Below are 17,131 nucleotides of genomic sequence, written 5' to 3' on the forward strand. Positions count from 1 at the left end.
ATTTGCGATTTCAGGGAGAAGAGGATGAGACAGGTCTTTGGTAGTGTAGCTTTGTGCCTGATGTTTGCTGCGTCTGCATCTGCGCAGTCTGCCCCCGGAGATCCGGACGCGATCAGGATCACCGGATCCGCCGAACACACCTATATCGACCAAGACACGGCAGATACCGATGCGTTGCGGCGCGTGTTGGAGGGCATCCGTTTGCCGACGGGGTTCAGGATCGAACTCTATGCGCTGGTTCCCGGTGCCCGCCACATGGCGCTTTCCCCTGGTGGCACAGTCCTGTTCGTCGGCACAAGGCGGGACAAGGTCTGGGCGGTTCTGGACCGTGACCGCGACGGCGCTGTGGATGAGGTCAAGGATTTCGCGCCCTCCCTGAGCCTTGATATCCCCAATGGCGTGGAGGTTTCTCCGGATGGCGATCTGTTCATCGCCGAGCGCAATCGGGTTTTGCGCATTGCAGGCGCCGAGGCCTTCGATCAGAACGCTGACATGGTCGCGGTGCCAATCGTGCCGCGGGGCAGCCTGATCCCCGAGGCCGAGGAAAGCTCTTATCACACGGCGCGGGTCATCAAGCTGGGGCCGGACAACAAGTTGTATATCTCGCTTGGGCAGCCCTTCAACGTGGCGCCACCGGAAAAGCTGGCGCTTTACAATGAAACCGGGATTGGTGGGATCATCCGCATGAACCGCGATGGCAGTGGGCGCGAAGTTTTTACCTATGGCGCGCGCAATTCCGTTGGGCATGACTTTCACCCGGAAACTGGAGAGCTGTGGTGGACTGACAATCAGGTCGATGGCATGGGCGACGACATTCCACCCGGCGAAATCAACCGCCAGACCGAGAAGGGTCAGCATTTCGGCTTTCCCTGGTACGGTGGCGGATCAACCCGGACGCGCGAGTATGCGGGGCAGGAGGTTCCGGTCGAGGTTGTCATGCCTGCGGTCGAAACCATCGCCCATGCGGCTGATCTGGGTATGAGTTTCTACACCGGGGACATGTTCCCCGAAAAATACCGCAACGCGATCTTTTCGGCCCAACATGGGTCCTGGAACCGCTCCGAGCGGGTCGGCGCACGGGTGATGGTGACCTTCATCGACGCGCAGGGGAACGCGGCCATTGAACCCTTTGCCGAAGGCTGGCTGAACCAAGACGGTGAATATGATGGTCGCCCGGTGGATGTCATCCAGCACCCGGATGGCTCCATTCTGGTGTCGGATGATTTTGCCGGTGCCGTCTACCGGATTTCCTATTCCCCGTAGGCCTGCTGCCTTGTCCGACCCGATGAGAGGGCACGCCGCTTGTTTGGATGCCAGAGGGATGCCACAGTCACCTCATCAGGTGCAGGAGGGATAAGATGCTGGGTTTCCTTACGCTTATACTGGTGTGTCAGCTGGCTGGGGAGTTCATCACCGGCGCCTTGGCGCTGCCCATACCGGGGCCGGTGCTGGGCATGGTGTTTCTGTTTATCATTCTGATGTTGCTGGGCCGGGTGCCCGCGCAACTGGATCAGACGGCAAACGGCCTGTTGCGGTCGATGTCGCTGCTGTTCGTGTCGGCCGGGACCGGGGTGATCCTGCATTTCCAGCTGTTGGGACAGGCGCTGTTGCCGCTGGGGCTGGCGCTGGTGGTCTCGACTTTGGCGACCATCGCGGTGACCGGGCTTTTGATGCAGTGGCTGGGGGCAGGGTCCGCCGATGGATAACCTGCAGGACACCTGGGTCTATCTCAGCGCATCGCCGCTGTTTCATCTCACCCTGACGCTGGTGGCCTTTCAGCTGGCCAGTTTCCTGTTTGAGAAAACCGGCAGGAACCCATTGCTGAACCCGGTGCTGGGGGCGGTGCTGATCGTTGTGGCTGTGCTGATGCTGACCGGGACGGATTATGGCAGTTATTTCGAGGGCGCCCAGTTCGTGCACTTCCTGCTGGGGCCAGCCACGGTGGCCCTTGCGGTGCCGCTCTATCGGCAATGGTACCGGGTGCGCCGTTCGGCTCTGGCCATCGTGGTGAGCCTTGTTGCCGGATCGCTGACCGCCATCCTGTCGGCCGTGGCGGTGGCCTGGATTGCAGGCAGTTCCGAGGCGGTTCTTGCATCGGTGGCGCCGAAATCGGTGACGGCGCCCGTGGCAATGGGCATTGCCGAGAAACTGGGCGGCCTGCCGTCGCTGACCGCGGTTCTGGTGATCGTGACCGGTATTCTTGGCGCCATGCTGGGGCCGAAGGTTCTGGACGTGACCGGCGTGGTCGACTGGCGCGCGCGGGGGCTGGCGATTGGCACCGCCAGCCACGGGATCGGTACCGCTCGAGCGCTGCAGGTGAACGAAACCGCAGGCGCCTTTTCCGGCCTTGCCATGGGCCTCAACGCGCTCGCAACCGCGCTGCTGCTGCCGATCATCTGGAGCGGCATCCTGTGGATCATGGGCGGCTGAGCCGGATCAGCTGTCGCTGGTCTCGTTCAGCTCCATGTGGCCTTCGCCGCGCGCGAGCACCCGGCGCAGGATCGGTTCGAAGAATTCCAGCGGTTTCGTCGGGTAATCCGGGTCAAAGGCGCATTGATCATAGTCGTGACAGAACTTGCGGCAGTCCTCCCAATAGGGGCTGTCGCGGTATTTGTCCCGTGCGTGACGGTCGCCGCCAAGGTGGTGATTGTAGTAATACCCCTGAAAGACGCAGTGGTGTTTCAGGATCCACCAGGTGCGTTCGCTGACATAGGGTTTCATCATCGCGGCGGCCAGTTCGCCGTGGTTATAGGGCGACAGGATATCGCCCACATCATGCACGAGCGCCGCAACGACGATTTCGTCATCGGCGCCATCGGCATGGGCGCGGGTGGCGGCCTGAAGACAATGCTGGAAGCGGTTCACCGGGTAGGGCGTCCAGTCCTCGTCAAGCGAGCGGATCGCGTCCAGAATGCGGTCGGGCAGGGCGGCGTTATAGGCCTCCTCATTCTCCATGACCGCATCCCAGTCTGCCTTCCCAGCCTCTTCAAAGCTGGTCCAGGTGGGGGTGTGACGTTGATCTTTCATGGCAGGCTCCCGGTTGATCTTTTCCGGAAGCCTAGCCGCTGTTTTTCGAATGGAACAGGCCATTCTGTGTGTAGTGATCCACGCCTCAGGCGGCGGTTAGCTCGTCAAAGCAGGTCATCGCCTTGGCCGCGTACATCATCGCGGGTCCGCCGCCCATCTGGATCGACATCGCGAGTACGTCGGCCACTTCTTCGCGGGTGGCGCCAGCCTTGATCAGGGTTTCCACGTGCAGCCCGATACAGTCCTCACACCGCAGGGCGACCGCGATGCCAAGCGCCACGAATTCCTTCTGCTTGAACTCCAGCGTGCCACCCTGCTTCACCGCCTTGCCAAGGGCGCCAAAGGCCTGCGCGGTCTCGGGGATCGCCCGGTTCAGATTGCGCAGCCCGTTGCGGGTTCCGTCCAGTTTCTCGTGCCAGCCCATGATCTGTCCTTCATCATCATATTCATTTTCCTGAAGGAGTAGGGTGGCTGCAGTACTGCGGCTTTGATCTGGGTCAGAAATCCGGTTTTTGCGCCACCAGGGCCAGATTGTTTGCTGGCATTTCGATCACCTCGGCCAGATCAAGGCCCGCCTCCTGCAGCCAGTCGATGGTGTCGAAATCGTCCTTGTAGCCGATGAGCGGATCATGGTCCGTCAGAGAGGCGTGGAACCTCTGATCGCCTTCGCTTGTCAGCTCACCAGCGCGCATGAAGGGGCCATAGATCGCGATCCTTCCGGCCGGGGCCAGCGCGCGTGCGGCTTCACGGATCAGGGTCCTGGCGTCTTCCTCGGTGATGAGGTGCAGAAGATTCGACAGGATGATGAAATCGACTGGCCCGACCGTTGCGGCCCAGCCCGACGCCGTCGCATCCAGTTCTGCGGCGGGGCGCAGGTTATCAAGGCCCGCCTCTGCGACATAGGCATCGATGCTGGCGCGCCGGGCGGCGTCCACCTCGGTCGGTTGCCATGTCAACCCGGGCAGGCGCCGGGCATAGGCCACCACATGCTGGCCGGTGCCGCTGGCGATCTCCAGCGCGCTGCCGGTTTCAGGGACGATGTCGGCCAAGAGATCGCACAGGGGATCGATATTGCGCTCGGCAGAGGGGGCGAAGAGCTTGCCATCCTGCGCAGCGGCGACAGAGGCGGTGCCGGGAACAGAGCGGACGGGCATCAGCGCAGCCTTTCTGGTGACAGGGAGGTAATGATATCGCGGTCCAGTTCGGGCGTCTTGCCGCCGATCAGATCGCGCAGCAGGCGCGAGGCGGCTGGTGCGGTCTGAAAGCCATAGCCGCCCTGCGCCGCGCACCAGATGAAATCGGGGCGGTCAGGGTCCGCGCCCAGCACCAGCGCGCCATCGCTCACGAAACTGCGCAGACCGGCCCAGTTGCTTTCGACCCGTGTGACGGGTTCGGTTACCTTTTCCTCATAACGCGCCAGCCCTTCGGCCAGCACCATATCGTCGGCAAAGGCATCGTGCGGCTCAACCGGGTCGGCATCCGCAGGGGAGACCAGCAGCTTGCCTGCATCGGGTTTGGCGTACCAACACTCCCCGACACCCATCATCATCGGCCACTTTGTGACATCGTGACCGCCCGGCGCGGGCAGTCGCGCCATGGAGCGGCGCTTGGGAGTGATCCCGATGGGCGCAACCCCGGCAAGGGCGGCGATACGATCCACCCAGGCCCCTGCGGCATTGATTAGTTGCTTGCCTTCATAGGCCCGACCGCCTGCCGTCACCTGCCAGCCTGACCCGCTATGCTGGATCGCGGTGACCTCGGCCCGTGTGATCACCTGTCCGCCTGCACCGCGCACCACGCGGGCAAAATCCTGGATCATCCGGTCGGTATCCAGATCCTGCGCATCCTCGTGCAGGGCGGCCATGGTGACGGAGGCCGGATTCAGGATCGGCACCCGGGCATAGGCATCGTCGATATGGATCTTGTGCAGATCCAGTTCTGCGACATCTGCCGCAAACCCGTCTTCTTCGCCGGGGCCTGCCACCAGCATGAAACCGCGCGGCGTCAGGTAACCGCCATTGGCATTGTAATGGTAGTCGGCGCTGGCCTTGTTGAGCGCGACAACGGCTGGGTTGCCATAGCTTTCCTCGAACATGGCGGCCGAGCGCCCCGAGGCGTGATAGCCAAGCGCCTCTTCCGCCTCCAGTACCGTGACGCTGCCGAGCTCCGACAGCCGTGCGGCGGCGCTGATCCCTGCGATGCCGCCGCCAATGACGATAAAATCCCTCATGCCTAAATACCTTCGTCCTGTTCTTCCAGCCGGTCTGTCGCCGGCGCCGGGCGCGGGCTGAGCGCTGAAATCCGCGCATAAAGATCGGCACTCATATCGAAATCCATCGCCGCAAGCGACGGCGCAAGTTGTTCTGCGGTGCGTCCCGAGATGATCGGCATCGGACCGCTGGAATGGGCCGCCACCCAGGCCACGGCAAGGGTCGCCGGATCGGTGCCAAGCTCTTGCGCCAGCGCGGCCAGATCTGCGGCGGCGCGGTGCATCCAGTCCTGCCCATAGCGGCTGTTGTAGCGGGGATCTTCCTGCAGGCGCCCTTCGCCACTGCCCTCGGCGTATTTGCCGGTCAGCAGTCCGCCGCCCAGCGGAGAGTAGGGCGCGATGGCGATGTCCTGATCTGCGCACATGGGCAGGATCTCGACCTCGGCCTGGCGTTTGACCAGGGAATACATCGGCTGCAGGATATCAATCGACAAATCGAATTTGGCGCCGATCATCTGCGCCTTGACTACCTGCCAGGCGGCGAAATTCGACAGGCCCACATAGCGGATCATCCCCTGTTGTTTCAGGGATGCAAAACATTCCAGCGTTTCGGTGAGGTCGGTTTCGGGATCGAACCGGTGCAGGTAAAGGACATCCACCATATCCAGATCTAACCGCGCCCGGCAGGTGTCGAACTGCGCTCGCATGTTGGCTTCCCCTGCGCCGCCGGTATAGCCCACCTTGGTCGCGATCAGCAGCTTGTCGCGCTCCCCCTTGATCAGGCGGCCGAGGATCTTCTCGCTTTCGCCCTCGTTATAGACCCAGGCGGTGTCGAAATGGGTGATCCCGGCTGCGCGGCAGGCGTCATACATTTCGGCCGATTGCGTTTCGTCGGCGCGGCCTCCGAACTGCATGGTGCCAAAGGCAAAGCGACTGACGGGGGCGTGGTCGGGGGTGGTCAGGATGCGTGTCATGGCGGCAACCTGCCACGTCGCGGGAACAGGGAAAAGAGCGAAGATGACGCAACAACAGGCTTCTGCCAAAAACGCCGCCGCGCGCAATTGTGACTGGAGCGCGCAGCGTTTGCAGGGCACAACAGAGCCATGTTTGATGCCCGTATCCGCCCGTTGATCGACCCTGCGTTGAACGCGCAGGGCAGGGTCATTGCGCGCTGGGGGATCAGTGCCAATCAGGTGACGCTGGTAGGGCTGGCGCTGGGTCTTCTGTCTGCCGGGCTGATTGCTCTCGGGATGTTTGGCTGGGCGCTGCTGCCGTTGTTGCTGTCACGCCTTGCGGATGGGCTGGACGGGGCGGTGGCGCGGGCCAGCGCGCCGACGGGGTTTGGCGGTTATCTCGATATCACCTGCGATTTCCTGTTCTACGGAGCGGTGCCCTTGGCATTCGTGCTGGCGAACCCTGGGGCCAATGGCGCGGCAGGTGCCTTTCTGCTCATGTCTTTCTACGTGAACGGTGCCAGCTTCCTTGGTTATTCCGTCCTGGCCGAGCGGCACCGGATGTCCAGCACCGCGCGCGGCGTCAAAACGCTCTATTTCACCGGAGGGTTGCTGGAAGGAGCCGAGACCATTGGCTTCTTTGTGGCGCTGTGCCTGTTTCCGGGGGCCTTTGCCCTGATGGCCTGGGTGTTCGGCGCCTTGTGCTTCGTGACGGCTGCGTCGCGTGTGCTGTTGGCCTATCGGGTGTTCTCGCAGAAGCGCTAGGCCCCCCGGTGATTACTGTCGAGGCTGCGTTGTCTATGCGCCAGCTTATCGGCGTCTGATCCGATCCCGTCGTGCGATAATGTGAGTGACCGCACAGACCGGAAGCCAGATCTGAGCAAGCAGACCTGCGCCCAGTACGTTCCAGAACAGCGCCTCGGCGCCGCCCGAAAAACCGAACCTGGTTCCGGAGAGCAGGAACGCCACGCAAAAGGAGATCAGGCAGGACAGGAAAAATGCGCGCCATGGCTGGTTCGGCAGACGCCGGATCGTGAGAATAGACGCTGCGCAAGCAACCACGGCAAGGGCGATGGAGTAGGGGAGCCAGTCGCCCGCCAAGAGATAGCCGTAATCGAAAAACTCCATCCTTTTCTAGGCCTCCCGGTCTAGCGCCCGCCGATGCTGGTGCGATGAGAATACTAGGAGAGTTGGTCGTGGTCTGCAAAAGGTTGCTTTGCTGCAGAAGTTGGGGTCGCCCAAGATTTGCGGAGTGGCTGTGCAGAGGAGAACTGCAGCCACCAAAAGAAAAGGCCCGCCAATCTGGCGGGCCTTTCCGTAACTCGTCTGGGCAAGCCGCTTACTGCGGGATATCGCCTTCGATGCCTTCCACAAAGAAGTTCATGCCGGCCAGGGTGCCGTCATCGGCGGTTTCACCCTCTGCCAGCCATGCCGAACCGTCCTGCTTGTTCAGCGGGCCGGTGAACGGGTGGTAGGAACCGTCCGCGATGGAGGCTTTCAGCGCCAGCGCGGCTTCTTTCACGTCGGCGGGAACCGCGTCGGAGATTTCACCGATGCCGACCATGCCCGGGCCGATGCCGTCCCAGGTGTCAACCGAGGTCCAGGTGCCGTCCATCACGGCCTTGGTACGGGCGATGTAATAGGGCGCCCAGTTGTCGATGATCGAGGAGACGCGCGGTTTCGGCGCGTATTCGGCCATGTCGGAAGCCTGACCAAAGGTGATCACGTTGCCTGCGGCCTGTGCGGCCGCCTGCGGTGCGGTGGAGTCGGTGTGCTGCAGGATCACGTCGGCGCCCTGTTCGATCAGAACCTTGGCGGCGTCGGCCTCTTTCGCCGGGTCGAACCAGGTGAAGGCCCAGACGATCTTGAAGGTGACGTCGGGGTTCACTTTCTTGGCGTGGATATAGGCAGAGTTGATGCCGCGGATCACTTCGGGGATCGGGTAGGAGCCGATGTAGCCGACGATGTTGCTCTCGGTCATGTTGCCCGCGATGGTGCCCTGAACGGCGCGGCCTTCATAGAAGCGTGCAGAATAGGTCGAGACGTTGTCGGCGCGCTTATAGCCGGTGGCGTGCTCGAACTTCACGTTCGGGAACTTCTTGGCGACGTTGATGGTCGGATCCATGTAGCCGAACGAAGTGGTGAAGATCAGATCCGCGCCTTGAAGGGCCATCTGGGTGATCACGCGCTCGGCGTCGGGGCCTTCGGCGACGTTTTCCACGTAAACGGTTTCGACCTTGTCGCCGAATTCCTCTTCTACGGCCAGGCGGCCCTGATTGTGCTCATAGGTCCAGCCACCGTCGCCGACGGGACCGACATAGACAAAGCCTACCTTGGTCTTGTCTTCGGCCATCGCGCCGGTCGCAAGGCCAAGCGCCATGGCGGCGCTGGTCAGAAGTGTCGTCAGTTTCATCAAAGGGATCCCCCGTGTTGTTTATAATGTGCCCGGATGCCCGGGCAGGGTGTTTGGCCTGCCGTCAGATCCTAACGGGAGGCATGGAAATTGCGGCCAAGGGCAGCGGGTGCGCTGCTCTTATCCGCTGATAGAATGACAAGCACCACAATGGTGATCAGATAGGGCGACATTGCCAGATACTCGACCGGGATGGCAACGCCTGCTGCCTGAAGATTAAGCTGCACCACGGTAACACCGCCGAAAAGATAGGCGCCCAGCAGCACCCGCCAGGGTTTCCAGCTGGCAAAGACCACCAGCGCAAGGGCGATCCAGCCGATGCCGGCGGTCATGCCTTCGGTCCACTGGGGGACCCGGATCAGGCTGATATAGGCACCGCCCATGCCAGCGCAGGCGCCGCCGAACAGGATCGCCAGCACCCGGATGCGCAGCACCTTGTAGCCAAGCGCGTGGGCCGCATCGTGGTTCTCCCCGACCGCGCGCAGGATCAGACCCACACGGGTGTATTTCAGTACCACCCAGACCACCGCTGTCAGGACAATGCCGAAATAGAGGATGATGTCATGGCCAAACAGGATCGGTCCAACGACGGGCAGATCACTCAGTACCGGGATATGGATGTCCTGCATCTGCGGCGGTTTGATACCGACATAGCTTTGTCCCATCAGCGCCGAGATTCCGAGCCCGAAGAGCGTGAGTGACAGGCCCGATGCGACCTGGTTGGCCTTGGCAAACTGGGTGAGGATGGCGAAGAGGGTGGACAGCGTCGCCCCCGCCACTGCGGCGATGACAAAGCCGAAGAGCGGTGAGCCGCTTTCGACGGCGGTGGCAAAGCCGGCGATGGCGCCGGTGATCATCATGCCTTCGACGCCAAGGTTCAGAACGCCTGCCTTTTCCACCACCAGCTCGCCCACGGCGGCCAGCAGCAAGGGTGTGGCTGCCACCATGAGGGAGGCGATCAGCAGGACCGGATTGATTGCAGAAAGATCCATTAGATGTCCCTCATGGCCAAAGCTAGGAGAAGGAAGCCGCTTGCTGCGAACAATGTGCCAGTTGCGACGGCTGTGCTGGACAGTACACGCTTCAGTACAGGTTGCGATGTTGTCTGCCCAACAAAGGCTACTGCTACGATGACCGGAATAGTAATGAACCAGAACATTGCCAGTGCAATAATCCACAATTGCAATCCAGCTAGATGCAGTACGGCGTACACGACCAACGCACCCAGGATGCCGAAAACGAGATTTGTTGCAGTGTCTCCCATCACGCCACCTCCGGCTTGCCGATTGCGATACGGAAATTGGTGAGCAGGTCGAATGCCAGAAGGAAGAACAAAAGCATCCCCTGGAAGACCTGGATCGCTGCCGAGGGCAGGCCCATGTTCGATTGCGCGATATCGCCGCCAATATACGTCAGCGCCATCAGCCCTCCTGCCAGCAGGATCCCGACGGGATGCAGGCGACCAAGAAAGGCCACGATAATGGCAGTGAACCCATAGCCCACGTTGAAATCGATCGAGACCTGGCCCGACGGGCCGGAGACCTCGAACAGGCCCGCAAGGCCGGCCAGCATGCCGGAGGTGCCAAGGCAGAACAGCACCAGCCGCGCCGGGTTCACGCCGGCAAAACGCGCGGCGCGCGGCGCTTCGCCGGTCAGGCGGATCTGATAGCCCAGCATGTGCCGGTTCAGCAGGACATAGGCAAAGATCACCGCGATTAGCGCGGCAACCACACCCCAGTGCATGCCGGAGCCTGCGATCAGATCGGCGTTATGGGCGCTTTCATATTGTTGCAGGTTGCGGCTGCCGGGAAAGCCAAAGCCTTCGGGGTTTTTCAGCAATCCCAGCGACATGGAGGCGAGGAACTGTTCGGCCACATAGACCAGCATCAAGGAGACGAGAATTTCATTGGTGCCGAAGCGAACCTTCAGAAAGGCCGGAATCATCGCCCAGATCCAGCCGCCAAAGGCCCCTGCGAGGACCATGAGCGGGAAGATGTACCAGGCTTCGTGAGGATAAAAGGCCAGCCCCATCCCGGCGCCGAACAGCGCGCCCATGATGTACTGCCCTTCGGCGCCGATGTTCCAGATCCCGGCGCGAAAGCCCAAGGACAGCCCGATGGCGATCAAGACCAGCGGCGCGCCTTTAATCAGCAACTGCGGGCGGTAGTAGAAGGCGAACTCGCCAAACAGCGGTTCCCAGAAAATGGTGCGGATCGCCTCGACCGGGTCCTTGCCCAGGATGGCGAACAACAGCCCGCCCGCGATCATCGTTGCCAGCACCGCCACCAGCGGCGTGGCCATCGACCAGGCGCGCGACGGCTGTGGCCGTTTCTCAAGCCGGATCATGCGTCGGCTCCTTCATTGATAGTCAAATACTGGCAGGGATCAGACATGCGCCACCTCCATGCCGTGGGCGCCGCCCATCATCAGGCCGATTTCATCCACCGTCAGCCCCGCAGCCGGGCGCGGCGCGCTCAGGCGGCCTTCGTTCAGCGCGGCGAAACTGTCGGAAATCTCCATCAGTTCGTCCAGATCCTGACTGATGCAGATGACGGCGGTGCCACCTGCGGCCAGATCCAGCAGCGATTGCCGGATCGCGGCGGCGGCAGAGGCATCGACGCCCCATGTGGGCTGGTTCACCACCAGCACCTCGGGGCGTTGCAGCACCTCGCGGCCGATGACGAATTTCTGCAGGTTGCCCCCGGACAGAGAGCGTGCCGCGTTTTCCGGTCCCGGCGTGCGCACGTCGAATTCGGAAATCACGCGTTTGGCAAACGCCTTGGCGGCGGGCCAATTGAGGAAACCGCGGCTGACCAGACCTTCGCGTACGGCGGCAGTCAGCATGGCATTTTCCGTGAGGCTCATGTCCGGCGCTGCCGCATGGCCAAGGCGTTCTTCGGGGGCCGACAGCAGCCCAAGGCGGCGCCGCGCAACCGGACCCAGCTTGCCGATGGGCTTCCCGTGAAGTTTTACAGCATCCGGAACCGACAGGGTCTCGCCCGACAGAACTGCAAGGAGTTCATCCTGCCCGTTGCCGGCCACACCGCCGATGCCAAAGATCTCTCCCTTGCGCACGCTCAGGTGGACATTTTTCAGCGCGGTGCCAAAGGCCGAAGGTGCGGGAACCGACAAGCCGCTGATGTCCATCGCCACGTCGCCCAGATCCCGGCCAGCGCGTTCCGGGGTCTTGAGAGCGGTACCCACCATCATCTCGGCCATGTCGCGGGCCGAGGTTTCGGATGGGGTGCATTCGCCGACATTCTTGCCCAGCCGCAGGATCGTGGCGTGATCGCACAGGGTGCGGATCTCTTCCAGCTTGTGACTGATATAAAGGATCGAGGTGCCTTCGCTGCGCAGTTTCTGCAGGGTCTCGAACAGGATCTCGACCTCCTGCGGGGTCAGCACCGAGGTTGGCTCGTCCATGATCAGCAGTTTCGGGTCCTGCAGCAGGCAGCGGATGATCTCGACCCGCTGGCGTTCCCCGGCAGAGAGATCGCCCACGGTGCGGAACGGATCGAGCGGCAAACCATAGGTTTCAGAGACCTCGCGGATGCGGCTGGCCAGATCGCGCAGCGGCGGCGGGTTTTCCATGCCAAGGGCGATGTTTTCCGCCACGTTCAACGCATCGAACAGGGAAAAATGCTGGAATACCATTGCGATGCCATCGGCGCGGGCGGCGCGAGGTTCGGCCGGGGCAAAGGGCGCTCCGCGCAGCAGCATCTGGCCGCTGTCCGGCTTCACCAGCCCGTAGATCATTTTCACGAGGGTGGATTTGCCGGCGCCGTTTTCGCCCAGAAGGGCGTGGACCTCGCCTTCGCCGATGTCGAAGGACACCTGATCGTTGGCAACGACGCCTGGGTAGGCCTTGGTCAGGCCCTGGAGGCTCAGAAGGGGTACAGTCACGCGTGCCGGTCCTTTCTTAGTTCCTGTTCTGCGCTGCCTCTTGCATCCAGCGCCAGCAGCTGCGCCGTCACACCGACCGCGATTGCCTGCGGGTGCTTGCCCAGGGCCGGATCCCCAATTGGGCAGGTGATCCGGTCGATCCGCGCGGGGGCGTGGCCTAGGGCAGCAAGCCGGGAACGGAAGCGCGCCCATTTGGTCGCGGAGCCAATCAGCCCGGCAAAGGCAAAGTCATGTTTCAGCAGGGCGTGGCATAGCGCCAGATCCAGCTCATGGGAATAGGTCAGAACCAGATGTCGGGCAGTTGACGGCGCGTGAGCCACCAAAAGCGACGGATTTTCAGCCCATACGGGGGTTATGGTGTCCGAAATATGCTCAGGAAACCGGTTTCGGGCGGTGTCGACCCAGGTGATGTCGTGATCGGGCAGGGGCGCCAAAACATCGACCAGCGCGCGCCCGACATGGCCCGCGCCCCAGATCCACAACGGGTGCTCTGGCCGGTGCCTGGCTTCGATCATCCAGCCGTCGATCAGCTGCGGGGCCGGGCGCTGGCCCTGATTGCGCTGCCGGGTCAGCAGACGCCGCACCGTGAGCGGCATCGGGCTGTCCTGTCCTGCAGGGCGCGCGATCACCTCGGTGTCGAGGCGTTCTAGGTCATTCGCCTCATAGACTTCGCTCAGCAGCGTTACCGATCCGCCGCAGCACTGGCCCAGATCGGGGCCAAGCGCGTGGGTGCTGAGAACCGATGCCCTGTCCTGCACGGCGGCCGTTTGCGCTGCTTCATATTCAAGCGCGCCTCCGCCGATGGTACCGGATTGGGCAAAACCATCCTCTGTGCGCCAGATCAGCATGGCGGCGCCCACTTCGCGTGGGGAGGAGCCGCGGATGGCGGCGATCACTACGCGGGTGACACGACCGTGTGCTGTTACTGCGGCCTTGAGCCCGTCCAGATCAAGTCCCATCACTGGTCCTCCGCGCCGCGCGCCAGATCTCTTCGGCGGTGGCCGGTGCATCAAGGGCAGGATAGGCCGCACCAAAGGCGGACACCGCATCCGACAGCGCCAGCCAAGCCGAAATCCCCAGCATGAAGGGCGGCTCGCCCACCGCCTTGGATCGGTAGATGGTCTCTTCGCGGTTCTGCCCGTCAAAAAGCGCCACGTTGAAGATAACCGGGCGGTCAGAGCAGGCGGGGATCTTGTAGGTCGAAGGCGCATGGGTGCGCAGAGCGCCCTTGTCGTCCCAGACCAGTTCCTCGGTGGTGAGCCATCCGGCGCCCTGCACGTAGCCGCCTTCGACCTGGCCGATATCCAGCGCCGGGTTCAGCGAGGCGCCTGCGTCATGCAGGATATCGGCGCGCAGGATGCGGTTTTCGCCAGTCAGCCGGTCCACCACAACCTCGGTCAGGGCGGCGCCATAGGCAAAGTAGAAGAAGGGGCGTCCCTGTCCCTTGATCCGGTCCCACTCCAGTTTTGGGGTTTTGTAGAAGCCGGTGGATGACAGGCTGATCCGCCCCTCGTAGCATAGTTTCGCCGCCGCATCGAAGCTGAGCTCCAGAGCGTCGCCGATCCGAACCACGCCATCTGCAAAGACCACATCCGCAGGCGCCGCCTGATGCAGGTTAGCCAGATGTTCGGCCATGCGGGCACGGATGGTGTCGCAGGCGGCCTTGACCGCCATCCCGTTGAGGTCAGACCCGGAAGAGGCCGCCGTGGCGGAGGTATTGGGCACCTTGGCGGTGTCGGTGGCGGTGATCTTCACCTTCTCCAGTGGGATGCCAAACCGGCTGGCGGCCACCTGCGCGACCTTCTGGAACAATCCTTGTCCCATCTCGGTGCCGCCGTGGTTCAGGTGGACCGAGCCATCCTGATAGACATGAACCAGCGCCCCGGCCTGATTGAGGTGGGTCAGGGTGAAGGAAATGCCGAATTTGACCGGAGAGAAGGCGAGCCCCCGTTTGAGCTGTGTCTGCCCCTGGTTCCAGTCGGCGATTTCTGCCTTGCGGGCGGCATAATCGGCGCTCTCCAGCAATTGCGCGGTCATCTCGTGCAATTCGAAATCGCTGACCTCCATGCCATAGGGGGTCGTGTTGTCGCCCGTGGCGGTGCCGGGGGCGGCGTAGTAGTTGCGTTGCCGCAATTCGACCGGGTCCAGCTTCAGATCATGGGCGATATGATCCATCACCCGTTCGATCCCGACCATGCCCTGAGGGCCGCCAAAGCCGCGATAGGCGGTGGCGCTTTGCCGGTTGGTCTTGAGGCGATGACTTACGATGCGGATCGCGGGGATCGCATAAGCGTTGTCAGCGTGCAGCATGGCGCGGTCGGCAACTGGCAGCGACAGATCCTGCGCCCAGCCGCAATCCACCAGATGGGTGAACTCCACCCCCAACAGGCGGCCGTCCGTGTCAAAACCCGCCCGGTAGGAAATGCGGAAGGCGTGACGTTTGCCGGTGATGACCATGTCGTCATCGCGGTCATAACGCATCTTGCACGGGCGCCCGGTGTGGCGCGCGGCAATGGCGCAGGCGACCGCCAGCGCGTTGCCCTGGCTTTCCTTGCCGCCAAATCCGCCACCCATGCGCCGGGTTTCCACCCGCACCGCATGCATCGGCAGGCCAATGGCCTCGGCCACCTTGTGCTGAATCTCGGTCGGGTGCTGGGTCGAGGAATTGACCAGCATGCCGCCATCCTCTTGTGGCTGGGCCAGCGCAGCCTGACCTTCCAGATAGAAATGTTCCTGCCCGCCAAGATCAAAGCTGCCTTCGACCATGCGCGGGGCGGTGGAGATGGCTGCGGCGGCATCGCCCTTTTGATAGATGCGCGGGCCTTCCTCGAACCGGCTGTCGGCGGCCAATGCGGCCTCCAGCGTCAGCAGGGGTGTTTCCTCGGCGTAGTCTATCATGGCTTTGCGGGCGGCGATGCGCGCGGCCCGGTGGCTGCTTGCCACCACCAGAAACACCGGCTGGCCGACATAGTTGACCGCGCCGGATGTCAGCAGTGGCTCATCATGGTTCGACGGGGAGACATCATTGTCAAAGGGCAGATCACCGGCGCTCAGCACCGCGACCACGCCGGAGCTTTGGCGGGCGGGCTCCAGATCCATCTTGGTGATGCGCCCCTTGGCGATGGGCGACAGGCCAAAGGCCAGATGCAGTGTACCGCGCGGCGTCGGGGTGTCGTCCACATAGCGGGCGGCGCCGGTCACATGCAGGCGGGCGGCGTCGTGGGGCAGGGGCTTTGCAACGCTCATTGTCCCACCTCCAGCACGCTGACGGTTTCGCCCGCGAGATCCGCGAAACAGCGTTGCAGCATGTTGCGGGCGCAGTCGAGGCGGTATTCATCCGAGGCGCGCATGTCCCGCATCGGGGTGAAGTCCTTGTCGAATTCCGCTTGGGCAAGGGCAATGGTCGCCGGTGTCCAGGGGTGACCGACAAGAGCGGCCTCAACATGGGACGCGCGTTTGGGAATGCCTGCCATACCGCCAAAGGCAATGCGGGCCGCGCGCACGATGCCATCTTCGACCGTGACATTGAAAGCGCCGAGCACGGCCGAGATGTCCTGGTCAAAGCGTTTGGAGAGCTTGTAGACGCGCAGGGTATCGGGCTGACGCGGGAAAGAAACCGCCTCGACGAATTCGCCCGGCTGACGGTCCTGTTTGCCGTATTCAAGGAAGAAGTCTTCAAGCGGCAGATCGCGCCGGGTATCGCCCTTGCGAAGATGCAGCGTGGCGCCAAGCGCGATGAGCGCGGGCGGGTTGTCCCCAATGGGGGAGCCATTGGCGATATTGCCGCCGACCGTGGCGGCTGCACGCACCTGCTGCGAGGCATAGCGGCGGATCATCTCGGCATAGGACGGGTGCAGCGGGGCGATGGCGGCCCGCATCCGGTTCATGTCGACCATGGCGCCGACGCGCGCGGTCTCTTCGCTGATCTCGATCTGTTTCAGGTCGGTGCAGCGGTCTAGGAAAATCATATGCTCCAGATCGCGCAGGCCCTTGGTCACCCAGAGACCGACATCCGTCGCCCCGGCCACCAGCGTTGCCTCGGGGTTAGCGGCGAAGAGCGCGGCGAGATCGTCGGATGAAGTCGGCATGTTATCAAGGGGTTTGGCCGCAGGTGGGGCCTCGGACGCGATCCAGTCGGGCACCGGTTGATCGGCTGCCGCCTTGGCCGCGCGGACGATGGGCGCATAGCCGGTGCAGCGGCACAGGTTTCCGGCCAATTGGTCGTCGAAATCGTGGGCGCCGTTCTTGTGTGCGGTGACCATCGACATGACGAAGCCGGGGGTGCAGAACCCGCACTGGCTGCCATGATGGTTGATCATTGCGTCCTGGACCGGGTGCAGGCTGCCGTCCGGCCCGGCAGCGCCTTCGACGGTGCGCACCGATTTGCCGTTCAGCTGTGGCAGGAACAGAATGCAGGCATTCAGCGGCTTTGCGCCCTGTTCATCGGTCACCATCACCGTGCAGGCGCCGCAGTCGCCCTCGTTGCAGCCTTCCTTGGTGCCGGTCAGGCCGCGCTCTTCGCGCAGCCAATCGAGCAGCGTCGCCGACGAATTCGCATCGCTCAGCGTTACCTCCTCACCGTTCAGATGAAAGGTGATTGTCATCTTGTGAAACCCGTCGCCTTAC

The 17,131-nt window shown here is 62.7% G+C and carries 18 protein-coding genes; 4 read left to right on the forward strand and 14 right to left on the reverse strand.

Features of this window, described 5'->3' with window-relative positions; genetic code table 11:
• Nucleotides 1-24 precede the first annotated feature (24 nt).
• From SM764_RS03960 to SM764_RS03970, 3 genes are all read left to right on the forward strand, one after another.
• The gene (locus tag SM764_RS03960) at nt 25-1,263 is read left to right on the forward strand and encodes a PQQ-dependent sugar dehydrogenase (protein WP_369001060.1); all 1,239 of its coding nucleotides are present in this window, start codon (nt 25-27) and stop codon (nt 1,261-1,263) included.
• 95 nt (nt 1,264-1,358) lie between these two features.
• Nucleotides 1,359-1,706, forward strand: coding sequence for a CidA/LrgA family protein (locus tag SM764_RS03965; RefSeq protein ID WP_369001061.1), 348 nt, complete (start codon nt 1,359-1,361; stop codon nt 1,704-1,706).
• Nucleotides 1,699-2,430 (forward strand): LrgB family protein, encoded by a 732-nt coding sequence (locus tag SM764_RS03970; protein WP_368948613.1) that lies wholly within the window; start codon nt 1,699-1,701, stop codon nt 2,428-2,430. Before SM764_RS03965 ends, SM764_RS03970 begins: the two co-directional genes overlap by 8 nt.
• Nucleotides 2,431-2,436: 6 nt before the next feature.
• On the opposite strand, the gene SM764_RS03975 is transcribed toward SM764_RS03970, so the two are convergent.
• The 5 genes from SM764_RS03975 to SM764_RS03995 all read right to left on the reverse strand — a co-directional run bounded on the left by SM764_RS03975 (nt 2,437) and on the right by SM764_RS03995 (nt 6,210).
• Nucleotides 2,437-3,027, reverse strand: a complete 591-nt coding sequence (locus SM764_RS03975) for an HD domain-containing protein (protein WP_369001062.1) — start codon at nt 3,025-3,027, stop codon at nt 2,437-2,439.
• A gap of 85 nt (nt 3,028-3,112) precedes the next feature.
• Entirely contained in the window at nt 3,113-3,451 is a 339-nt protein-coding gene (locus tag SM764_RS03980) for a carboxymuconolactone decarboxylase family protein (protein WP_065271100.1), read from the reverse strand.
• A gap of 73 nt (nt 3,452-3,524) precedes the next feature.
• Complete coding sequence (locus SM764_RS03985; protein ID WP_369001063.1) at nt 3,525-4,181, reverse strand: DUF938 domain-containing protein; 657 nt, start codon at nt 4,179-4,181, stop codon at nt 3,525-3,527.
• Nucleotides 4,181-5,257 (reverse strand): NAD(P)/FAD-dependent oxidoreductase, encoded by a 1,077-nt coding sequence (locus SM764_RS03990; protein WP_369001064.1) that lies wholly within the window; start codon nt 5,255-5,257, stop codon nt 4,181-4,183. The genes SM764_RS03985 and SM764_RS03990 overlap by 1 nt, the downstream gene beginning before the upstream one ends.
• Nucleotides 5,258-5,259: 2 nt before the next feature.
• Entirely contained in the window at nt 5,260-6,210 is a 951-nt protein-coding gene (locus tag SM764_RS03995) for an aldo/keto reductase (protein WP_369001065.1), read from the reverse strand.
• Between the two features lie 129 nt (nt 6,211-6,339).
• Between SM764_RS03995 and SM764_RS04000 the strand changes: the two genes are divergently transcribed.
• Nucleotides 6,340-6,954 (forward strand): CDP-alcohol phosphatidyltransferase family protein, encoded by a 615-nt coding sequence (locus SM764_RS04000; protein WP_369001066.1) that lies wholly within the window; start codon nt 6,340-6,342, stop codon nt 6,952-6,954.
• A 45-nt stretch (nt 6,955-6,999) separates the two neighbouring features.
• On the opposite strand, the gene SM764_RS04005 is transcribed toward SM764_RS04000, so the two are convergent.
• From SM764_RS04005 to xdhA, 9 genes are all read right to left on the reverse strand, one after another.
• Nucleotides 7,000-7,317, reverse strand: coding sequence for a hypothetical protein (locus SM764_RS04005; RefSeq protein WP_369001067.1), 318 nt, complete (start codon nt 7,315-7,317; stop codon nt 7,000-7,002).
• Between the two features lie 211 nt (nt 7,318-7,528).
• Complete coding sequence (locus tag SM764_RS04010) at nt 7,529-8,602, reverse strand: BMP family ABC transporter substrate-binding protein (RefSeq protein WP_065271094.1); 1,074 nt, start codon at nt 8,600-8,602, stop codon at nt 7,529-7,531.
• A 71-nt stretch (nt 8,603-8,673) separates the two neighbouring features.
• Nucleotides 8,674-9,594, reverse strand: a complete 921-nt coding sequence (locus tag SM764_RS04015) for an ABC transporter permease (RefSeq protein ID WP_274832287.1) — start codon at nt 9,592-9,594, stop codon at nt 8,674-8,676.
• Complete coding sequence (locus tag SM764_RS04020; RefSeq protein ID WP_368948606.1) at nt 9,594-9,866, reverse strand: hypothetical protein; 273 nt, start codon at nt 9,864-9,866, stop codon at nt 9,594-9,596. The genes SM764_RS04015 and SM764_RS04020 overlap by 1 nt, the downstream gene beginning before the upstream one ends.
• The gene (locus SM764_RS04025) at nt 9,866-10,948 is read right to left on the reverse strand and encodes an ABC transporter permease (protein ID WP_065271092.1); all 1,083 of its coding nucleotides are present in this window, start codon (nt 10,946-10,948) and stop codon (nt 9,866-9,868) included. Before SM764_RS04025 ends, SM764_RS04020 begins: the two co-directional genes overlap by 1 nt.
• A 39-nt stretch (nt 10,949-10,987) precedes the next feature.
• On the reverse strand, nt 10,988-12,505 hold the full coding sequence (locus SM764_RS04030) for an ABC transporter ATP-binding protein (RefSeq protein WP_369001068.1): 1,518 nt from the start codon (nt 12,503-12,505) through the stop codon (nt 10,988-10,990).
• Nucleotides 12,502-13,464 (reverse strand): xanthine dehydrogenase accessory protein XdhC, encoded by a 963-nt coding sequence (xdhC, locus tag SM764_RS04035; protein ID WP_369001069.1) that lies wholly within the window; start codon nt 13,462-13,464, stop codon nt 12,502-12,504. Before xdhC ends, SM764_RS04030 begins: the two co-directional genes overlap by 4 nt.
• Nucleotides 13,454-15,751, reverse strand: coding sequence for a xanthine dehydrogenase molybdopterin binding subunit (gene xdhB / locus SM764_RS04040; protein ID WP_369001070.1), 2,298 nt, complete (start codon nt 15,749-15,751; stop codon nt 13,454-13,456). The genes xdhC and xdhB overlap by 11 nt, the downstream gene beginning before the upstream one ends.
• Nucleotides 15,748-17,109, reverse strand: coding sequence for a xanthine dehydrogenase small subunit (gene xdhA / locus SM764_RS04045; protein WP_369001071.1), 1,362 nt, complete (start codon nt 17,107-17,109; stop codon nt 15,748-15,750). Before xdhA ends, xdhB begins: the two co-directional genes overlap by 4 nt.
• Nucleotides 17,110-17,131 lie beyond the last annotated feature (22 nt).

It is taken from the genome of Pseudophaeobacter sp. 1A16562, from assembly GCF_041008785.1.
GTDB classification, from domain to species: domain Bacteria; phylum Pseudomonadota; class Alphaproteobacteria; order Rhodobacterales; family Rhodobacteraceae; genus Phycobacter; species Phycobacter gallaeciensis_A.